8 protein-coding genes are annotated in these 20,310 nt (G+C 59.9%); 4 read left to right on the forward strand and 4 right to left on the reverse strand.

Annotated features, from left to right (window positions below):
- The first annotated feature begins 466 nt into the window (after nt 1–466).
- Nucleotides 467–11,176, forward strand: coding sequence for a retention module-containing protein (locus LRL22_RS18410; RefSeq protein WP_270906061.1), 10,710 nt, complete (start codon nt 467–469; stop codon nt 11,174–11,176).
- Between the two features lie 99 nt (nt 11,177–11,275).
- Here the strand turns inward: LRL22_RS18410 and glpC are convergent, their stop codons facing one another.
- The 4 genes from glpC to LRL22_RS18430 all read right to left on the reverse strand — a co-directional run bounded on the left by glpC (nt 11,276) and on the right by LRL22_RS18430 (nt 16,157).
- Nucleotides 11,276–12,478 (reverse strand): anaerobic glycerol-3-phosphate dehydrogenase subunit GlpC, encoded by a 1,203-nt coding sequence (gene glpC, locus LRL22_RS18415; protein ID WP_270906062.1) that lies wholly within the window; start codon nt 12,476–12,478, stop codon nt 11,276–11,278.
- A 51-nt stretch (nt 12,479–12,529) separates the two neighbouring features.
- Entirely contained in the window at nt 12,530–13,795 is a 1,266-nt protein-coding gene (glpB, locus tag LRL22_RS18420; RefSeq protein WP_270906063.1) for a glycerol-3-phosphate dehydrogenase subunit GlpB, read from the reverse strand.
- Nucleotides 13,785–15,458 (reverse strand): anaerobic glycerol-3-phosphate dehydrogenase subunit A, encoded by a 1,674-nt coding sequence (gene glpA / locus LRL22_RS18425; protein ID WP_270906064.1) that lies wholly within the window; start codon nt 15,456–15,458, stop codon nt 13,785–13,787. The genes glpB and glpA overlap by 11 nt, the downstream gene beginning before the upstream one ends.
- 243 nt (nt 15,459–15,701) lie before the next feature.
- On the reverse strand, nt 15,702–16,157 hold the full coding sequence (locus LRL22_RS18430; RefSeq protein ID WP_075115082.1) for a YchJ family protein: 456 nt from the start codon (nt 16,155–16,157) through the stop codon (nt 15,702–15,704).
- 123 nt (nt 16,158–16,280) lie between these two features.
- Between LRL22_RS18430 and LRL22_RS18435 the strand changes: the two genes are divergently transcribed.
- The 3 genes from LRL22_RS18435 to LRL22_RS18445 all read left to right on the forward strand — a co-directional run bounded on the left by LRL22_RS18435 (nt 16,281) and on the right by LRL22_RS18445 (nt 20,221).
- A complete protein-coding gene (locus LRL22_RS18435; RefSeq protein WP_100645734.1) occupies nt 16,281–17,948 on the forward strand; it encodes a methyl-accepting chemotaxis protein in 1,668 nt (555 codons plus the stop codon).
- A 132-nt stretch (nt 17,949–18,080) separates the two neighbouring features.
- Nucleotides 18,081–19,292, forward strand: a complete 1,212-nt coding sequence (locus tag LRL22_RS18440; RefSeq protein WP_005333476.1) for an ROK family transcriptional regulator — start codon at nt 18,081–18,083, stop codon at nt 19,290–19,292.
- A gap of 173 nt (nt 19,293–19,465) precedes the next feature.
- A complete protein-coding gene (locus LRL22_RS18445) occupies nt 19,466–20,221 on the forward strand; it encodes a tRNA-uridine aminocarboxypropyltransferase (protein ID WP_158112499.1) in 756 nt (251 codons plus the stop codon).
- Nucleotides 20,222–20,310: the final 89 nt, after the last annotated feature.

The raw sequence follows: 20,310 nt of genomic DNA on the forward strand, positions 1-20,310 counted from the left end.
CTTGTTAACTGCCGAGCATTCGATGGCAGGCGTTTGATCGATACAGCTACGTACAGGCACTTTTTGCTGCTGATCCTGATTGCTGCCGTATTGTTCACATATTCTGGCAATATCTTATGCTAATAATTGACTGAATATGCAAATTTGCGGTGTTGTGGTGTGAGCTTTTGACCTTCGGATTATGATCCATTTATTGAGGCTGCAGTGGATTTATCATCAAACGACAGAAATGGTCACGTGAAGTCTGATAGACCTATTAATAAAGGTGATGGAATTGGGTTCATCCAAATCTCTTTTTATTAAAAAGGGCCTGTTAGATGCACAATCTTGTAAGTTATGGCCATTTTATGGCAATCATTGTCGAAAATAGCGAAAAGACCCACTTAGTCTGGTGCGGTATGATTATTGAACAGACAAGTACCCTGTAGGTACTGATGTTGGTGGTTAAGGTTTTGCTGGAGGTTGTATGGCTGAGTTGCAAATTGAAAAGTCCACGGTGATCTCCCAACTCGAGGGTTCCGTGTTTGTCATCAGTGCAGATGGATCCGTCATACGAGCAAAGGTGGGGATGGCATTGCAGCCGGGGGACCGCCTGCAAACTGCCCAAGGGGGCCACTTTCAACTAGCCGAGCCGGGCAGTGAGCCTGCTGGTGAGCAAGATATGGCCGCCCAACCTGAGCACGCCACACCTGCTGCTGATGGGCAACCGGCCGATCCGGAACTGGCCTCGTTGCAGGAGGCGATCCGTCAGGGTATTGACCCGACAGAGCAGTTTCAAGCGGCGGCCGCCGGTAACGCAGCCGCTGCGGGCAATATCGGTGGTGTAGCAGGTTCCAGCTCGGGTGGTTTTGTGGTGGTCGATCGTACCAACGATGCCACCCTGGCCGAGGCCGGTTTTGATACCGACCATGCGGTGCAACCTGTTGGCGATGAGCTGCTGTTTTCTGAAGAGCGCGATTTCTTTGCCGCCATCACCATCACCGAGCCCCAAACCAGCGACAACATTATCAACGCCGATGAAGCGGCTGGCGTCATCATTCGTGGTGTGGTGGATGATGTGGAGGTAGGCCAGCCAGTCACTGTGACCCTTATCGATCAGGCGGGCAATTCACTGACGGTGACGACCGTGGTGCTGCCCGGCCTGGTGTGGGAAGCCAATTTTGGCGATGTGACCGGCAAGTTGGTGGATGGCCCGTTGCAGATTGTGGCCAATACCCAGGATCAGGCGGGCAACAACGCCAGCGATACCGGACAGACTCTGCTTGATACCATCACCACCATTACCCTCGATCTCGCCGATGAGAGCGACACCGGCGCCAGCCAGACCGATGATCTGACCCGCGACAATACCCCGCTGCTGCAGGGCAAAGGGGAGCCCGGCGCCACCGTAACCCTGAGCCTTGGCGGTAGCGTGCTCACCGTCCTGACGGTGGATGCCGCCGGTAACTGGCAATATCAGCTGCCGCAGACCCTGGCCGATGGCCAGTACCAGTTTCAGGTCAATTCCGTGGATATTGCCGGCAACCGCGCCAGCGATACCCTCGTTATCAATGTCGATACCCAGGCCTTTATCGACATCGATGATCTCGATACCACTGCCCTGTTTGGCAACAGCAGCGCCACCCTGAGCGGTTCCACCAGCAATGTGGAGGCTGGTCAGAGTGTCACCATCACCCTGGTCGACAGCAATGGCCAGCCGCTGTTGACCACCTCGGCACAGGTGGGGGCCGATGGCCGCTGGCAGGTATCAGGTCTTGATCTCTCCGGTATCAATCAATCCTTTGAAGTGCGTGCCAGTGTCACCGATCTGGCGGGCAACAGCGCCAGCGATGGGGCGCCGCTGATCGGTCAGAGCGAAACCCTGACGCTCTCCGAAGCCGGATTGGCCGGTGGCCCGATCACCGCGACCGGCAGTCTAAATACCGGTGCTGGCCAGGATGGCAATCTGCAAGTCCAGTTCGCCGCTGATCAGAGAGCCTTGGAAGGGCTGGGGCTCGTCAGCCATGGCGCGCCTCTTGGCTACATCATCAACGGTCAGACCCTGACCGCCAGTGCTGGTGGGGCGACTGTCTTCACCCTGACCCTCAACAATGACGGAAGTTACCGCATCGTCTGGAGTCAAAGCCTGGATCACGGTCAGGACGTGTTGCGCCTGCCGTTCAACCTCGAATATCGCGACAGCGACGGCGATCTGGTGAAGGCGCCGCTGGTGATCAATCTGGTGGACAGCAATCCGCCCAACTTTGACGTTGATCTCCCGCCCATTACCCTGACCGAAGATGCCTTTATCAACGGTGCTGTCGTAGTGGGTGAGAGCCGCTTTGTAGTCAAACACGGTGTCGATCCTCTGCTGGTGGATTCGCTGGTGTTCAGTAATCAGAACAGTACCCTGACTACCCTCAACGGCTCGGGTCTTGCTAGCGATGGTCATCCGCTGACCTTTGAATTTGCCGATGATCGCACCTTGGTGGGTTACTACCTGGATGGCAGTGGCCAACGGGTGGAGGTGCTGCGTGCCGAATTGAATGCGCAGCAGCAGGGCAGCGATCTGGCTGGGCGGGTGGTGGTCACCCTCACCGGCCCGCTCGATCATCAGGGTAGCGACATGCTTTCCCTCGATTTGCTGGTGAGCGCCAACGAGATCGATGGCGACAGCACCAGTGCCAACCTGACGTTGACTGTCAATGATGGCAGTGATCCCGCATTGGGCATCGACAAGGGGGTCGCCCTGCAAGAGGGGGGCAACCAGAGCATCGATGGTCAGCTGCCAGTGACGGTGGGCAGCGATCGTCTGGTCTCCCTCAACTTTGAGGCGAGCCAGCCAGCGTTGGCGGGGCTCACCAGCCAGGGCAAGGCGACGACTTACGAGGTTAAAGACAACCAACTGATCGTCAAGGATTGGCAGGGCAAGGCAATCCTCATCGTTACCATCGGACTGGATGGCAAATACAACGTCTCCCTGACCGGCGTGTTTGACGAGCCGGAAGCGACCAACAGCCTCAACCTTGGCCTGAAGGTACAGGGTTCAGATTTTGACGGCGACAAGAGCAACCTCGGCACCCTCAATATCACCATTACCGATGGTGCCTTGCCGCAGGTAGACCCTGTCTCCCTCACGCTCACCGAAGATAGCAACTGGCAGCAGGAGCAGACTCTTAACGGTGATTTGACCATCACCGCTGGCAGCGATCCGCTGGCCAGCATCACTTTCGATGCCAATCAGCCGGGGCTGCAAGGGTTCACCTCGGGCAAGCAGGCCGTGACCATCGCGGTGGCCGATCATCGTATCGAGGGACGTACCCCAGATGGCAAGCTGGTGTTTGAGCTGACCCTCGGTAACGATGGCAAATACAGCTTTACCCTCCATCAACCGCTGGATCAGGGCAGTGCCGACAGCCTGCTCAAGGCAGGCTTTACCCTGCTCGACAGCGATGGTGACAAGGTCTCCTCCACCATTACCGTGGCGGTGGGTGATGGCGCCAACCCGACCATCTCCGCCGTGACCGGCACCACCATCACCGAGATGGCGCAAGGGGAGACGGCTGCCGTCAGCACCATGAGTTTCTCGGTCGCGCACGGCAGCGATGCCCTCGATCCAGCATCCCTCGGTTTTGATATCGCCGCTATCCAGAGCACCCTGACCGGACTGACCAGCCACGGTAACCCGGTCACTTTCACCGTCGATCCCGCAACCGGCCAGCTGGTCGGAACCGCCGGTGGCCAGGTGGTGCTGCGCGCCGAGCTGAGCTTGGTCGATAACAACGGTAACTGGAGTGTCACCGCCAAGGTCACCCTGAGCGGCGAGCTGGATCACAAAGGGAGTGAATCCCTCAACCTGCCGCTTGCCGTCACCCTGGCTGACAAGGATGGCGATCGCATCGGTACCACGCTGCCGCTCACCATTGCGGACGGCAAGGCGCCGAGCTTTATCCCGGGCAAAGGCGTGTCCCTGGATGAGGGGGACCTCACCGGCAGCAACAGCTTGAGTCAAACCGGTCACTTCGATGTGCAAGCTGGGTCGGATCGGGTGATCGAGGTGGCGTTTGCCGATGGCAGCCAGCAACCTGCGCTCACTGCACTTGGCCAGCCCGTCAAATACGAGCTGGTTGATGGGGACTCCGCCATCCCCGGTAGCCAGCTGCTCAAGGGTTATGTGATGGTGGATGGCCAGCGGGTCGAGGTGTTTGAGGTCAAGCTGATTGGCAGCCTCGATCAGGCGGGCAAAAACGGGTTTGACTATCAGGTCACCCTCTATCAGGGGCTTCATCAGGGCGGCAACGCCGTGACCGAGCTGCCCATCAAGGTGATCGTCAACGACTACGACAAAGCGGGCGGTAACAACGATAGCACCAGCGGCACCCTCAATATCCAGATTGGGGAAGGGGAGAAACCAACCCTGACCCTGACCGATGTAACCCTCAATGAAGGGCGCTTCGATGGCACCAACTCGGCCGTTGATGACCAGCAGGCGAGCGGCAAGATCACCATCAAGGCCGACTCGGATCCGGTGACTGATGTGCGACTGACCCTCTCCGGTCAGGTCATGGATGCCAGCGGCAAGCCCATCACCCATAACGGCGAAACCCTGACCTGGAAAGCGGTTGGCACCGATGGTCACACCTTCCAGGCGGTGACCAGTGGCGGTCTGGTAGTGATGACGGTCTCCATCCCCACTGTCCCTGCCACCATCGCCGCTCACACCAGCGCAGAGATAGGTTATCAGGTGACGGTGCATACCAACCTGGATCATGGTGCAGACAACAAGCTGGAGCTGAATCTGCCGGTCGAAGTCACCGACAGCGATGGCAGCGTGATCACTGGCAGTACCACTGCGGTGATCACCGATGCTGACAATCCCGTGATCACATCTATCGAGGGGGTCACAGTCAAGGAGTCGGATCTCAATGGGGGCAGTGGCCAGCATAGTGGCACAAGTCACTCAGGCAGGGGAGAAGTTGCCATCGGTCAGGTGGCGATTGCCGCCGGGAGCGACCGGGTGGCTTCTCTGCAATTGGATGTGGCCCGTTTCAACGCCCTCAACACCCTCACGTCGGGGGGCAAGGTTGTCACCATTGGCGCCGATAGCCAGCCGGGTGTCTATCTTGGCAAGGACAGCGCAGGCAAGCTCATCTTCAAGCTGACGTTGGATGTCTCCGGCCGCTACACCTTCGAGCTCATCGGCAATCTGGATCACAGGGCTCAGGGCAAGGATCTGCTGGATATCCAGCTGCCGTTACAGGCGCGGGACAGTGATGGAGACCTCAGCGCAGAAGTGATTGGTCATGTGAGCGTGCAGGATGATGTGCCCGTCGCCGTGGATGCGAACAAGACCCTGAATGAAGGAGCGAAAGTGACCGGCGATCTGCTGGCCACCGCCAGTGAGGGGGCGGACGATGCAGTAGTGAAATCGGTCACCATCAATGGCACCGAGCACCCCATCGCCGCAACGGGCAATACCACCATCTCGGTAACAGATGGCACAGGACAAGTCATCGGCACTCTGGTGATCAATGCCGAGGGTAACTACAGCTTCACTGCCAGGTCGGGCATTGATCACAGCAACAGCACTCTGGTGCAGCAGATTGAGTTCCACCTGATGGACGGTGACGGGGATATCGATGATGGGGTCCTGACCCTGACCATCCGGGACGAGGCTGGCACGCTCAGCGTGAGCGCCGTCACCGGCCAGGAGGATGCCGGAGCAACCGATCCTGGCCAGGGGATCCCCATTACCATGAATCTGGATGTGGGGGATTTCGATCGGGGCGAGCATGTGGAGCAGCTGCTTATCCAGGCACCTGCCAATGCCCAGGGAACCTTCTATTTCAACGGTGTCGCGCTGACCACCATTACCCTGGGTGGCAAGACCTGGTATCAGGTGCCGCCTGAGGCCATGGTGGCGGTGGCCAACACCAACGACAAGTTCCAGCTCACCGGTGTCACCTTCGTGCCTAACCACGACTACTCGAACTACGACCTCGGTGGCAATCCGCTGCGCTTCCCGGTGCAGTTGCAGGTGGGCGTCACCGAGGGGAGCAAGCCCCCGGTGCTCACCGGCAATCTGGACATCACGGTGCAAGGTATTGCCGACAAGCCACTCTGGGATGGAGCGAGCACAAATCAGCACTACACCACCAATGAAGACAGCACTGGCATCGCTCTCAATGTGAAGGCCACTCTCACCGACATCGATGGCTCCGAAACACTGAGCTACCAGATCAAGTGGGAGTCGGGTCAGGGGACGCTTACCCTGAACGGCAAGGTGCTTACCCCGGGGGCAAACGGCCTCTATACGGTGGCTGCTGGCGACATCAACAAGGTGACTGTTGTTCCGGGCAAGGATTTCAGTGGTGACATCAAGCTGTCGGTGACGCCGATCAGCACCGAGAAGAACCCGATCGCTCAGGGTCAGGGTACGGCGCAGGGAGACAAGATTGATCTGGTGATCAACGTCAATCCGGTGGCCGATGACGCCAAGCTCACCGTGCGGGACATTCAGGGCAAGGAAGACACCCTGCTCGATCTGGGCAGCAAGATCGCCCTTGCTCATCTGGGTGACAAACTCGATGGCTCCGAACAGATGTTTGTCCGCATCAGTGGCCTGCCTGACGGCGCAACCTTGTTGCTGGGTGGTTCCGCCGTTGCACAGAACATAGCCGGTTACTATGAGGTTCCTTTTGATCGGATTGGCGAACTCAAGCTGCAACCGCCGAAAAATAGCAACGTCGATTTCGATCTGACCATCAAGGGGGTGGTGAAAGACACGGCGACCTTGACCGATGCCAACGGCCAGACCCATGCCGTGGTGAACGAAAAGGAGACGGGCTCCCAGACCCTTCATGTGGATCTGGTGGGGGTGGTGGATCAGCCTCACTTCGAGCTTGGCAATACTGGCTGGGAGGCCGAGGGGACAGGCTATGCCATCACTGTGGGCGAGGATGGGCGGGCACCGCTCAACTTTACCCTCACCTCGGGCGAGTGGGTCGATACCCCGCATGACACTTCCGAGAGCCTCAACGTGGTGCTGCAAGGGCTGCCGGAAGGTGCTCGGGTCTTTGATGCCAATGGCAAAGAGCTGACTCTTACCTTTGCCGGACTTGACGCCCATGGCAAGCCGACCTATCAGGTCGATGTCTCCGATTTTGGCAACCTGCTTATTCAGCCGCCCCATAACAGCACGGCGGATTTGAACCTGATCGCCAAGGTGGTGGTGACCGAGAACGATGGCGACCACAAGAGCTTCGATGTGCCGCTGCATATCAAGGTGGAACCGGAGATTGACGCCACCGACTACAGCAAGACCAGTCATGGCCTGGAAGATCAGTTCACCGTGCTGGACTGGCATCCGACCCTTACTGACGGCGCCGAGAAAGTCACGGCGCTGAGTCTCTCCGGGGTGGAGGATGGCTACCAGATCTGGCTGCGAGTCGGCAGTGTCGAGAGCCAGCTGACCGTGGTCAGTGGCAAGGTCACCCTGACTGCCGCCCAGCTCGACAGCCTGCTCAACGGGGGGCAACTGCTGGTGAAGGCGCCGGAGGATAGCGATCGGGATACCACTATCCAGAGCCATGTCACCGTGACCCAGCATGATGTGGATTCGGGCGCGGTGGCCGAGAAGGTGATCGATGGCAATCTGCATGTCGATATCCAGGCCGTGGTGGAGCCCGATGGCGTGCTGACCCAGAACGGTGGAGCTCTCGTGGGGCAGAGCGGTGCAGATATAGACCTGACTGGACGCTTCGTCTTTACCGACCTCGATCCCTCGAGCGTGGAGGAGGTCGACTATCTGGTGATCAACCTGCCGGTGTTGAACGGTGGTGCAGGCGATCAGTTCGTGGTGGTTGGCGGTATCAACAACGGTAACGGCAGCTGGATCGTGCCGGCGGGCAACCTCGGCAGCTTCAAGCTGCATGCGCCGGACGGGTTTGTCGGCAAGGTCGAACCGATCCGCATCGATGCCATGGTTATCGACCGGGGCGATGATGGCGATGCCAGCGCCCATGTCAAAGTGAGCCTGGAAACCAGTGCCGAATTTGAAAACAAGCCAGTGACGCCCAAGACGCCGGCGGCGACTGTCGATATCGACGACAACGCCGTGCTGGTGGGTAAGGAGGATATCCGGGTTGATTTTGGTCAGCAGCTCAAAGGCGTGATCCATATCGGCGCCGCCGATCAGGCCAGCGACGAGGTGACCATTGTCCTCAAGGGGTTGCCGGTGGGCGTCACCATCAGCGGGGCCGAGTACAACATCTCGACCGGTGAATACGTCATCAAGGTGCCGCCGTCACTGGCGGGCCTGGAAGGGTTGACCCTTGGCTTGCCACAGGACTTTGCCGGCTCGCTCAATATCGAGGTGAAGGTGGTGAATACCGATACCGCCAGTGGTGACATCAAGGTTGACAGCAGCACGGTTAGGGTCGATGTGGCCCCCGTGGTCGATGTGAATGGTGGTCGTGGCGAGCATCCGGAACTGACACTGACTGTGCTGGACACCAACCATGACGGACAGCCGGACAATCTGGAAGATAGCGAGATCCACCTCGATCTCTCGGTGAAACTGGCCGATATCAGCCCCTCCATCGCGGGCGGCGGCCTCGAAACCGTGGAACAGGTCACCATCACGGTGGATGCGAAATATGGTTACTTCCTCGATGGCAGCGGCAAGCCGGTCAACACCCTGGTGGTCAACGACGTGGCTGCCCTCAAGGATTTGGTGTTTGTGCCCAAAGAGCACTTCAGCGGTCAGGTACCGCTCGACATCAAGGTCGATATCGTCGATACCGCGCTGGTCGGCGGCCAGCTAGTGACTGACAGCGGCAGCTGGAGCGGCCAGGTCGGCTTTGAGGTGAGACCGGTCAACGATCCGGCTCAGCTCTCGGTGCACAGCGTCACGGGGAGCGAAGATGGCACGGTCAACCTTGCCGGATTTGGCGCAACCCTTATCGATAACGATGGCTCGGAGCAGATCGTCGCGCTGCAGATAAAGGGGGTACCGGATGGCTTCACCCTGTCGGCTCCGGCGGTCAACAATGGTGGCGGCGTCTGGCAGATCCCGGTGGGGACCGATTTCTCCAAGCTGACCCTGATCCCGCCAGCTGATTTCAGCGGCACCGTGGATCTGTCGCTGAGCGCCTTTACCCTCGACAAGGGGCTCACCATTCCGCTCGAAACCAGTGGCAGCTTTACCGTCACCGTCAATCCGGTGGGGGATGCCCTTATCGCCGACATTCAGGGTCAGGCGAGCGGTACCGAAGGGGATGTGATTACTCTGGAGCTGGGGCTGGAGACCCGGGATACCCAGTCAACCGGCGGCAGTGCGGGTAATGTGCATGAGAACAAGCCCGAGCAGGTGCGGGTCACCATCGAAGGGGTTCCTGATGGCGCCGAGATCCGCTTGCCAAATGGCGTGGCGGGGACTGTTGTTGATCTGGGTGGCGGTCGCTGGCAGGTCACCACCGAGGGCGGCAAGCTGGGGGCTGTCGAGCTGGTGACCAATGATGCCAACGGTGCACTGGATCTCAAGATCACCGCCCAGAGCCTCGATAACGGCGCCCTTGGCCCCGAGGTCAATGGTACCATCCATGTGGATGTAAGCCCGGTCAACGATGCGCCAATCAACGTATTGCCAACGACCCCTCAGGTCGCGCAGGAAGATCAGCCTTTTGTCATCCACGGTTTGCAGGTGAAAGATGTGGATGCGGGCAACAGCCCCATCAAGATCACTCTGTCGGTGGAGCATGGCACCCTGACGTTGCCTGCTGGCAGTGGCGTGACGGTGGTCGGAAACGGCACCGGTTCGCTGGTGCTGACCGGCACGCTGACCGATCTCAATGCCTTGCTCTCTGGTGGGGTCACCTATCAGGGCAACAGTGATTTCTACGGCAATGACGCCCTGACCATGGTCACCAACGATCAGGGGAACACGGGTAGTGGCGGGGCACTCAGCGATACCGATGTGCTGCCCATCGAGGTGCAGCCGGTCAACGATGCGCCGGTCAATCAGCTGCCTGGCAGCATGACGGTCAAAGAGGATGGCTCCCTGTCGCTCTCTGGCGTCAGCGTGAAGGATGTGGATGCAGGCAGTGCGCCTGTCTCCATGGTGCTGCGGGTCGAACATGGAGTACTGACCTTGCTGGGTGCAACCGGTGCCGTGATGGTGCAGGGGGCGGGTACCAGCGAGATCACCCTGGTGGGGTCGCTGGCTGATCTCAACCAGTTGCTGGCAAGTCACCTGCACTATGAACCGGCCAAAGATTTCTGGGGAGAGGATACCCTTACCGTCACTACCTCCGATCAGGGCAACACTGGTGTGGGTGGTCCGCTGAGCGACACCGATCAGGTGACCATCACTGTCACTCCCGAGCCGGATATGCCGGGTCTGACGGTGGATCAGCATGCGTTCCATGCCTTGCAGGGGGCCGTTATCCCCCTTGGCATTAACGCCAGCGTGGTCAATCCGGCAACCGGTGAGCTTTCCATCCGCATCAGCGGCCTGAATGGGGCGCAGGTGCAGGACGAGCATGGTCAGAGCGTCGGTCATGCCGATGGCAATGGCGACTGGCTGATCCCGGCCGATCACTCGGTTCCGCTCTACTTCAGCGGTTTTGGCGACGGTGACCATGTGCTGGGGATCAGTGCCGAGTCGAGTGTCGGCGGCTCAACCGTCAGCACGCCCCTTGAGACCATTACGGTGCACGGCCAGAGTGGTCATGAGTTGGTCGGTTCCGATCAGGGGGATTGGCTGTTTGGCTCCTCTGGCGATGACCGTCTGCTGGGGGGGCATGGCAACGACATTCTCACCGGCGGGGCTGGCAGCGATCTCTTCGTTTGGCAGCACGGGGATGAGGGGAGTCAGGGGCAGCCCGCCATCGATACCATCACCGACTTCCATCCGGAGCAAGGGGACAAGATCGATCTGGCTGATATGCTGCAAGGGGTAACTGGCAATGGTGTCGATGATCTGCTCAAGCATCTCTCAGCCTCGGTGACCACGGGGAGCAATGGCCTGAGCGATGTTAATCTCTCGGTTTCACCCGCGGGTGATGGCCAGATAACCCAACAGATCACCCTGAAGGATGTGGACCTGACCAGCTGGAATCTCACCAGCACCTCGTCCCACGATATCCTGCAGAGCATGCTGGAAGATCAGCATAGCCTGATCATCCAGCACCCCTGATAGCGTGCGTGAAGCGTAAAAAAGAAGAGCCGGCAATTGCCGGCTCTTTGTTTATCTCTGCGTGGATTGTTTTTATGCGGCCGCAAGGGCCGAGGGGATTCAGGCCAACGCCTGGGCCAGCAGGTGGATCGGATGTTCACAGTGGAAGCTGGTGCTCATCTCGATCTGCCATTTGCAGGTTTCGCAATCGGTGATCACCAGATCGGGGGAGAGGCGGTTGATTTGATCAAACAGCCCCTCACCGATGGTCTGGCTGGTCTGATAGTTCTCCGACTTGAAGCCGTAGGTACCGGCGATGCCGCAGCACTGGGACTCAAGTACCGTCACCTTGACCCCGGGAATGGCGCGCAGCAATTCGAGGGTATAAATGACGCCCCCCATTTTTTCCATGTGGCAGGGGGTGTGGTAGGCGATGTGCAGATTGAGCGGCTTCATCGCCGGTTTGTTGCCCTTGTAGAACTCGTTCCACAGGAAGCGGGTCACCAGCGAGATGCGATCCCGCACCTTGTGGTTGTCCTGCTCCAGCAGGTGGGGATATTCATCGCGCAGGGTAAAGCCACAGGTGGAGGAGGTGGCCAGCAGCGGCATCTCGTTGCCCAGCAGGGAGTTCTCCATCTGCTTGATATTGAAGGCCGCCTGTTGCTTGGCCTTGTCCATGAAGCCGTTGGCAATCAGCGGCACGCCGCAGCACTTCTCCCGCTCCAGCAACTGCACACCGATGTTCATGGCGTTGAGCACCTGTACCAGCTCCTTACCAAGCTGCGGGTGGTTGTAGTTGACGTAGCAGCCGTGGAAGTAGGCGATCTGCCGCGCAAAGCGGGCCTGAGATTCTTTTTGCTTTTTGTACCAGCCGCGGAAGGTGCCCTGGGAGTATTTGGGCAGATCGCGGTGGGATGAGACCCCCAGCGCCTTGTCCAGCACCAGCTTCATCGGCTTGAGACCGGTGGTGAAGTTGACCACCGGCGCCATCAGGGTAGACATGCTGCCCATCAGATCGGTGTGGGAGAGCACGAACTCGCGGATCCCCGGCTTGAAGCCGCTGTACTGGTGTTTGGCCTTGGCGATGATGTCGCCGATGCGCACCCCGCTCGGGCAGGCCACTTCACAGCGTTTGCAGTTGGTGCAGTGCTTGAGGGCGCTGTCAAAGAGCTCGGGGCTCTTGATCCGCAGCCGCTCGCCATCCGGGCCCGCCTGTTTCGGGCCGGGGTAGGCGGGGTTGGCCTTGGCCACCGGACAGTAGGCGGTACAGACGGTGCATTTGATGCACTGATCGAAAGTTTGGTTGGCGTGATCCAGTAGCATGTCAGTTCTCCTCCCGTAGGGTGTGAAGACACGGGATATGGGACGTAGTAATCATTGGGCCGCGCCCAGAATATGGCTGGCAGCCTGCCAGCCGGTGGCAACGGCAACGCCGGAGCCGGAACCTTCACGAATTGGGTCGTAATGGGCCAAGACACTGCCCGCGCCATAGAGGTTGGTGAGCGGCTTGCCGCCACGCAGCACTCTGAGCTTGTCGTCGGTCTTGACCCCGAAGCCCATGAAGGGGTGGTGGTCGAACAGGCGACGACCGGCCCAGGCATCACGCTCTTCCAGACTCAGCACATCGGCATCGAAGATGGGCTCGCGAATGCCGCGCAGACGGGACTCCAGCCCACGGCTGAAGAAGCTGCCGGAGGCAAGCACGAAGTTGTCTGCCTCGAACAGCTGATCATCGCCATTCTGGGTATGTACGCCGACCACCCGGTCACCTTCGTAACGAGCGCCCAGCACCCGCTCGCTGGTGAGGAAGGTGCCGCCAAGGGCCATAAAGCGGCGCTTGAGCGCCTCCTGCATCCGCATACCTATCAGAGACGGCGGCATGGTGGCCACTTCCTTGATGGTGCAGCCGGTGCGCTGCTCCAGCTCCGCCAGACGCGGGCCAACCAGCCCGAGTGACAGGCAGGCGGGCAGCACGATATGGCGGCAGCCGGGTACACCGCTCTCCTGCACCATGCGGCTGATCTCGCGGGCCAGATCGGCCACCAGATGGTGCTTGTCACACAGGCGCGCGATGTCGGCTGAGCGAAACTCGTGGGGATTGCGGCTGAATTCCGCCAGCTGGGGCAGGCGGATTTCGCCGGTCAGAATGCGGCAGTGGGCAAAGCGCGGATGGGTCGCCAGATTGGCTGCCGCCAGTGCCGGATGAAAGTCACGAAAGCCCTCGAGGGTGGCCAGCAGCAGCACGTCCGGGAGCGGCGCATCGGTGACGCAGGCACAGGTATCGGGGGAGAGCCAGGTGCGCTTGAGGGTACCGATGGGAGTCAGGCGCTGGTGATTGGTGTCGTGGCGAACCAGCGGCAATCCCTGCTCGGCGCAGTGGCGCTGCAGATCGGCGAGGCTCGCTTCGATATTCTGCATTCCTACTTTGCTGTAGGGGTGATCCGGATGGGCAGCCATAAAGGCGGGCAGGGCGGCGCGGGGATCTCCCTCGCTTTCGAGCAGATCGACCGAGCCGGAGGAGAAGTGCAGGGCACTCTGGCCTGAGGCCATCAGCAGGGTTTTCTGGCCCGCCTCTACCAGCCGCAGGGCTGCAGAGAGTCCCGCCATGCCACCGCCGATAACGATATTGTCAAACTTCATGACGGCTCTCCCTGTGAGTGGTCTCGCTGGTTGAGCCGCGTGGGGTATCGGCAACCAGCTGTGGCGCCGTCCATTCCCCCAGGCCAAACAGCCCTTCGTAGATCCAGTAGGTAAACTCGGCCTCGCGCAAGGCATCGCCCCAGAGGACGGGGCGGGTTCCCTTGTAACGCTCTTCCAGGAACTGGCGCAGCATGACGCAGGCCTGACGACCGTCAGCCTTGCCATACTCCTGCATCAGACCGGCGGCGCGGTAGGCACACAGCTCGCCCTGACAGGGCCCCATCCCCAGACGGGTGCGGCGGCGCAGGTCGATGAGGTTGTCCACATCCAGCTCGCGCAGGGCGTATTCGATTTCGCCTGCGGTGACCATTTCGCACTCGCAGATGAGGGCGTTGGCCTTGGGGTTGTCACGGAAGAAGGCGATAACCCGCTCGCCGTGGCGGTATTGGGCAGAGCCTTCGACCGGCACCGAGAGGCCGGGAGCGGAGACCTTTTCCGGATCCCGTGAGCCGGGCAGGCTCAGTTCGGCGGTCTGGCAGGGCTTGCTGTTACCGAGTTTCTTGGCCAGCAGATCGGTGGCCCATTCCGCCATCAGGCGGTAGGTCATCAGCTTGCCGCCGGTGATGGTGTTGAACCCCTTGAGACCATCGCGCTCGGCGTGATCCAGCAGCACGATACCGCGGCTGATGTTGCGGCCGGTGTCGTCACCGTCCACCGCTACCAGCGGGCGCACCCCAGCGTAGGCGCGCAGCAGACGGGTGCGGGCCATGATGGGGGCGAGCTTGATACCTTCGCGCAGCAACACTTCGACCTCTTCCGGTTCGACGGTGAGCTGGTCAATCTTGTTGTAATCAATGCGACTGGAGGTGGTACCGATGAGGGAGATGGTATCGCCCGGCACCAGAATGTCCGCATCCGCCGGTTTGCGGGCGCGGTTGAGCACCAGCTGGTTGATGCGGTAATCCATGATGAGCAGGGAGCCCTTGGCCGGGAACATGCGGATGCCGAGATCGGCGTATTCGCAAATTTGCTGGCCCCAGATGCCGGCGGCGTTGATCACCTCCTGACACTCCACCTCGAACGCTTCGCCGGTGCGGGTATTGATAGCCTTGACCCCGTGTACCCGATCTTGCGTGCGCAGTAGCCCCAGCACCTTGCAGTGGGTGAAAATGCGGGCGCCATGCTCTTTCGCATCCAGCACGTTGGCGGCGGCGAGGCGGAACGGGTCGACCGTGCCATCCGGCACATGGATGGCGCCGATCATCGCCGGGTTGGCGTTGGGCTCCATGCGCAGGGCTTCACGGGGATCGAGCTGGCGGGTTTCGATACCGGCCAGGGCGCAGGCATCCATAAAGGTGGTTTGGAAATTGATGTCATCTTCCGGCAGGGTGAGGAAGAGGCCGCCCGTGTCTTCGACACAGTGGCTGGCGATCCGCTTGAGGATGCGGTTTTCCTGGATGCATTCGCGGGCGGACTCCTGATCCGTCACCGCGTAGCGGGCACCGGAGTGGAGCAGGCCGTGGTTGCGGCCGGTGGTGCCGGCGGCGATATCATCGCGTTCGAGCAGGATGCAGTCGATGCCGCGCAGTGCGCAATCGCGCATGATGCCGGCCCCTGTGGCACCGCCGCCTATGATGACGACTTGTGTAGTTATTCTTTTCATTGTTGCCCGTCTCATCTCTTCCAGATGAGGCCAGTGTGGCCTACTTCTGAGTGGAAATGTTTGATATGGGCCAAATTTGCGCTCGCAAACGCTCATTTGCTCGCGCGTTAATGAGCATTATGTGACATTTGTCACGCTTGTTATCGCAGCGGTTAATGGGCTGGTGGCGAATGGCAGGTACAAAAAAGGGGGCATCGGATGCCCCTTGTCACTGTTTGACGAGTCTGGTGGGTGTGTGATGCGTCAGCCGCAGCACTTCTTGTGCTTTTTGCCGCTGCCACAGGGGCAGGGATCGTTGCGTCCCGCCTTGAGGGGCGCCGGATCCTGCTCTCCCTCGGTGTAGACCCAGCGCCCCTGATAACGCACGAAGCGGGAACGCTCATGGAGGCAGTGACGCTCATCCCCTTCCAGAAACCAGGCTTTGAACTCCACCATCCCGGTTTCATCCTCCGGGCCGCCCTGGCTGGCGATGATCTCGAGACCATCCCAGCGGGTGTCGATGCGTGAAAGCTCTTCGGCGGTGAGACCGCCAAGGTGGGCCGGGTGCCAGCTATGGACCAGATACTCCCCCAGACCAAGCACAAAAGCGCTGTAGCGCGAGCGCATCAGCTGTTCCGGCGTGTCAGCCACAGCGCCACTGTGACGTGAGCCACAGCACAATTCGAGAGAAAGGGTTGAGCCACAAGGACAAAGATTCATGATTTTCACGTTCTGGCCGATTTGTTTAAGGGAATTGTAACGAAAGCTGGGCTCGCCCTGCCAGCACCTATACTGATGAGTAAGCAAGGAATTCCAATAAAAACAGCTGCAAGGATGTGAAAGATGACGCTAAAGCAGAAAATCCTGTTACTGGGTGCAGTCCCCGTACTGTTGATGGCCCTGGTGGTCAATCTCAGTAACTACATGGTCTCCAAGAGTGATCTGGAGTCTGATCTGGTGGTGGCGAGGGAAAATGCCATCAAGGAGCGTAAAGCGCTGCTCAGCAGTTACATCATGATGGCCAAAACCGCCGTCGATGCCGTGTATTCCCTGCCGGATTCTCCGGAAAATCGTCAAAAGGTCAAAGAGTTGCTCAGGCCGCTGCGTTACAGCAGTGACGGCTACTTTTTTGTCTATGACTTCGAAGGCAACACCATACTGCTGCCGGTGCGTACCGAGCTTGAGGGGAAAAACCGCTGGAACGACAAGGATGCCAAGGGCAAGTTGCTGATCCAGGAGATCCTCAAGTCGGCCCGTCAGGGTGATGGTTTTACCGAATACTGGACGGCCAAGCCCTCCATCGGGCGGGATGCTCCCAAGCTTGCCTTTACTCTGGTGCTGGACAAATACCAGTGGGCCATTGGCACCGGTTTTTATATCGATGATATCGACAACGAACTGGCGGCCTTGCGGGCAGAGCGCGAGAGTAACATGCATGCCTCGTTGCAGAGCAGTGTGCTGGTGATCCTGTTGATCCTCGGTATCACCCTGGCGGCGACCGTTATTGTGGGCAACCGGGTCACCAAGCCGCTGGCGGATGCGGTGCTGGCATTGAACGATATTGCTAACGGTGACGGGGATCTGACCCAGCGCCTCAAGGTGCAGAGTCAGGACGAGATTGGCCAGCTGGCCAGCGCTTTCAACCGCTTTGTCGAGCGGATCCAGTCGGTGGTGAGTCAGGTGGGCGAGACCAGCAATCACCTCTTCAGCGCGGTCGACAAGTTGCACCATCTGAGCGAGCACTATGACCATCAGATGCAGGGTCACAGTCGCGAGACCGATCAGGTGGTCACAGCGGTGACCGAAATGAGCTCCACCGCTCAGGAGGTGGCGGCCAGTGCCTCCAATGCCGCGACAGCAACCAGCGATGCGGCTCGTGAATCGGACGCCGCCCGAGGTGTGGTGAGCGGGGCCATCAACAGTATCAACCGGCTGGTGGGGGAGGTGCATACCGCCTCCGGCGTTATCGAGCAATTGGCGCAAGAGACTGCCAAGATTGGCTCTGTGGTGGAGGTCATTCGCGGCATTGCCGAACAGACCAACCTGCTGGCGCTGAACGCCGCCATTGAGGCGGCCCGCGCCGGTGAGCAGGGGCGGGGCTTTGCGGTGGTGGCGGACGAAGTGCGTTCGCTGGCCGGTCGTACCCAGCAGAGCACCAAAGAGATCAACGAGATGCTGCAACGTCTGCAGGGCGGGGTGAAGCAGGCTGTGGAGGTGATGCAGGCGAGCGAGGATCGCAGCCAGGAGACGGTGCAGGAGGCGAGCCATATCGCCAGCTCCCTCGATAGCATGGTGATGGCGGTCAGTACCATCAACGACATGAACATCCAGATCGCCACCGCCGCCGAGGAGCAGCACGCGGTCTCCGAGGAGATCAACAAGAACCTGGTGGCCATTCAGCAGATTGTCAGCGAGCTGACCAGTGCGGCGGTAGAGTCCAACAGCACCACCCGCGATCTGGCCAACACCGGCGACAAATTGCGCAAACTGGTGTCGCAATTCCGTTATTGATCTTGTAATGGTCCGTGACGGCAACCACAAGATGCGGCCTGACCCCTGGTTCAGGCCGCACTTTATTTGGGGATTGACCAATAATGTGTGAAAATTGCCAGCCTCTTTTTTTCAGCCTTTGCCCCATATCCTATGAATGAGATCGTGAAAGGTAGTATCGATTTGATCCGGCAGCTCAACTACGGCCTGGTCTATGCCAGCCTGGAAGAGCACAAGGAGCTGTCGCGCACCGATCTCTCCCGCCTGACCGGCCTCTCGCCTGCCAGTATCACCAAGATCACCAGGGAACTGCTCGATGGCGGTTTGGTGGTCACCTGTGGTGAAAGTTCAGTGGGGCGCGGCCGTCGTCAGACCTTGCTGCGCATCAACGAACGCCGCTTCCAGTTTCTCTCCATGCGTCTCGGCCGTGGCTACGTGGATATGGCGCTGTTTGACTTTTCCGGCCGTTCGCTGGCTCGCCAGCGCCACCTCTTTACCGAGGAGGAGCGCGCCGATCTGCTGGGCAGTCTGGTACACGCCATCAAGGTGTTTTTGCCGAGAAAATCTCTCAGTCTGGCCTGTATCGCCCTCTGTCTGCCGGGTCAGGTAGAGCGCCACTCCGGTATGGTCAAGCACTTCCCCTTCTACGATCTGCGCAACTGGCCCCTTGGCCCGACTCTGCAACAGGCGTTCTCGGTACCTGTGCTGGTGAGCGGTGACGTGCGCACCTGGATCCAGGCTGAGCGGGAGTGGGGGGCCGCCAAAAATTGCGCCGACGCGGTGCTGGTGTTTGTCCACAACGACATCGGGGTCGGCATGGTGGTCAATGGTCAGCTCATCGAGAGCGAGAATGCGCTGCTCGGGGATCTCAGCCACCTGCAGCTCGAGCCCTATGGCCAGCGCTGCTACTGCGGCGGCTTTGGTTGTGCCTGCACCCTGGTGACCAATCAGGCGCTGGAGGCGCAATACCGGGATCTGCGCGAGCGGATGCAGGAGCACGACTTGCCCGAGAGCGTCACCATCCGCGAGCTGTGCGAGCTGGCGCTGGCAGGCAACAGCCTTTGTCAGGATATTCTCCATCAGGCGGCGGGTCGTCTCTCCAAGGTGCTCTCCAATCTCATCTGCCTGCTCAATCCGGGCAAGCTGCTGCTGGGTGGGGAAATCACCCGTGCCGATCGGCTGCTGTTCCCCATGTTGCACCAGTCGCTGGCCAGCCAGTTGCCCGCCGAATATCTGGTGCGGCTGCAGATTGAATCCACCCACTTCTACGAAGATCCCACCAAGCCCACTTCGGTGCAGGTGCACAAGGCACTGCGCGATGGCAGCCTGTTGCTGGAGCTGCTGCGCAGCTGTCAGGAGTCGTAAGACAAGAGGAGTTGGCACTGCGTCTGGCGAAAGGGGCAGGGATTGCTGTTCCGCCAGCGCGTAACTCGGTACAATCTTGCGCTTTTCCGGCAGCCCCCTGTTATCGCGCCCTATGGCGCCGTGACATGTTGGCACCGCTGCCGTTCCTGTTTTGACTCCAGTTGTGAACCTAGATGAAGCCTGTTCCTGATCACGCCGTCAACCGCCTGCGGGCCTGGCGCAAGAGTATCTCTACCCGACCGTTTCTTGCTCGTGGCGGCACCCTGGCCCGCTGTCCGGCCTGTCAGCTGCGCGAGGATTGGTGTGCCTGCGAGTGGCGCCCCGAGCTCAAAGCGGAGGCCGGTTTCTGCCTGCTGATGTATGACAGCGAGCCGATGAAGCCCTCCAACACCGGTCGCCTCATCGCCGATGTGTTGCCGGATACCACCTGGGCCTTTCTCTGGTCACGTACCCAGCCCCATCCAGAGTTGCTGGCCCTGCTGGCCGATCCCGCCTGGCAGCCCTATGTGGTCTTTCCCGCCTGTGAAAAGGAGCCGGCCCGTTTGACCGGCGAGGTGGCGCTGGCACCCGGCAAGACGCCGCTCTTTATCCTGCTCGATGGCACCTGGCCGGAGGCGCGCAAGATGTTCAACAAAAGCCCCTACCTGGACGGTTTTCCGGTGCTCGCCATCAAGCCCGATACGCTCTCCACCTACGGTATGCGGGTGGCCAACTGCGATGAGCACCTCTGCACCGCCGAAGTGGCGGCCTGCGTGCTGGAAGTGGCGGGGGAGCTCAAGGCGGGGCAGGCACTGCAGCACTGGTTCAATCTGTTCAGCAGCCGCTACATGGCCGGTCGGGTCAGCCGTTTCCCCGGTGCCGATGAGGATCATCTCTGTGAGGCACTGGCGGCCATCAAGGAAGCGAACGTCGCTTCAACGGCTTGCTAACGGGCCCTCTGAGGGGGCAGGGCCTGACAGCTCAAATCAATGAAAATCAGGAATCAATTGGCTGCCACTGTTTCGTTAGATTCATGGTC

It is taken from the genome of Aeromonas sp. PI_26, from assembly GCF_027854445.1.
GTDB lineage: Bacteria > Pseudomonadota > Gammaproteobacteria > Enterobacterales > Aeromonadaceae > Aeromonas > Aeromonas veronii.

Excerpts from the sequence above, each read along its gene's own strand:
- LRL22_RS18410 (WP_270906061.1), top strand. The coding sequence starts at position 467 with ATGGCTGAGTTGCAAATTGAAAAGTCCACGGTGATCTCCCAACTCGAG.
- glpC (WP_270906062.1), bottom strand. The coding sequence starts at position 12,478 with ATGCTACTGGATCACGCCAACCAAACTTTCGATCAGTGCATCAAATGC.
- glpB (WP_270906063.1), bottom strand. The coding sequence starts at position 13,795 with ATGAAGTTTGACAATATCGTTATCGGCGGTGGCATGGCGGGACTCTCT.
- glpA (WP_270906064.1), bottom strand. The coding sequence starts at position 15,458 with ATGAAAAGAATAACTACACAAGTCGTCATCATAGGCGGCGGTGCCACA.
- LRL22_RS18430 (WP_075115082.1), bottom strand. The coding sequence starts at position 16,157 with ATGAATCTTTGTCCTTGTGGCTCAACCCTTTCTCTCGAATTGTGCTGT.
- LRL22_RS18435 (WP_100645734.1), top strand. The coding sequence starts at position 16,281 with ATGACGCTAAAGCAGAAAATCCTGTTACTGGGTGCAGTCCCCGTACTG.
- LRL22_RS18440 (WP_005333476.1), top strand. The coding sequence starts at position 18,081 with ATGAATGAGATCGTGAAAGGTAGTATCGATTTGATCCGGCAGCTCAAC.
- LRL22_RS18445 (WP_158112499.1), top strand. The coding sequence starts at position 19,466 with ATGAAGCCTGTTCCTGATCACGCCGTCAACCGCCTGCGGGCCTGGCGC.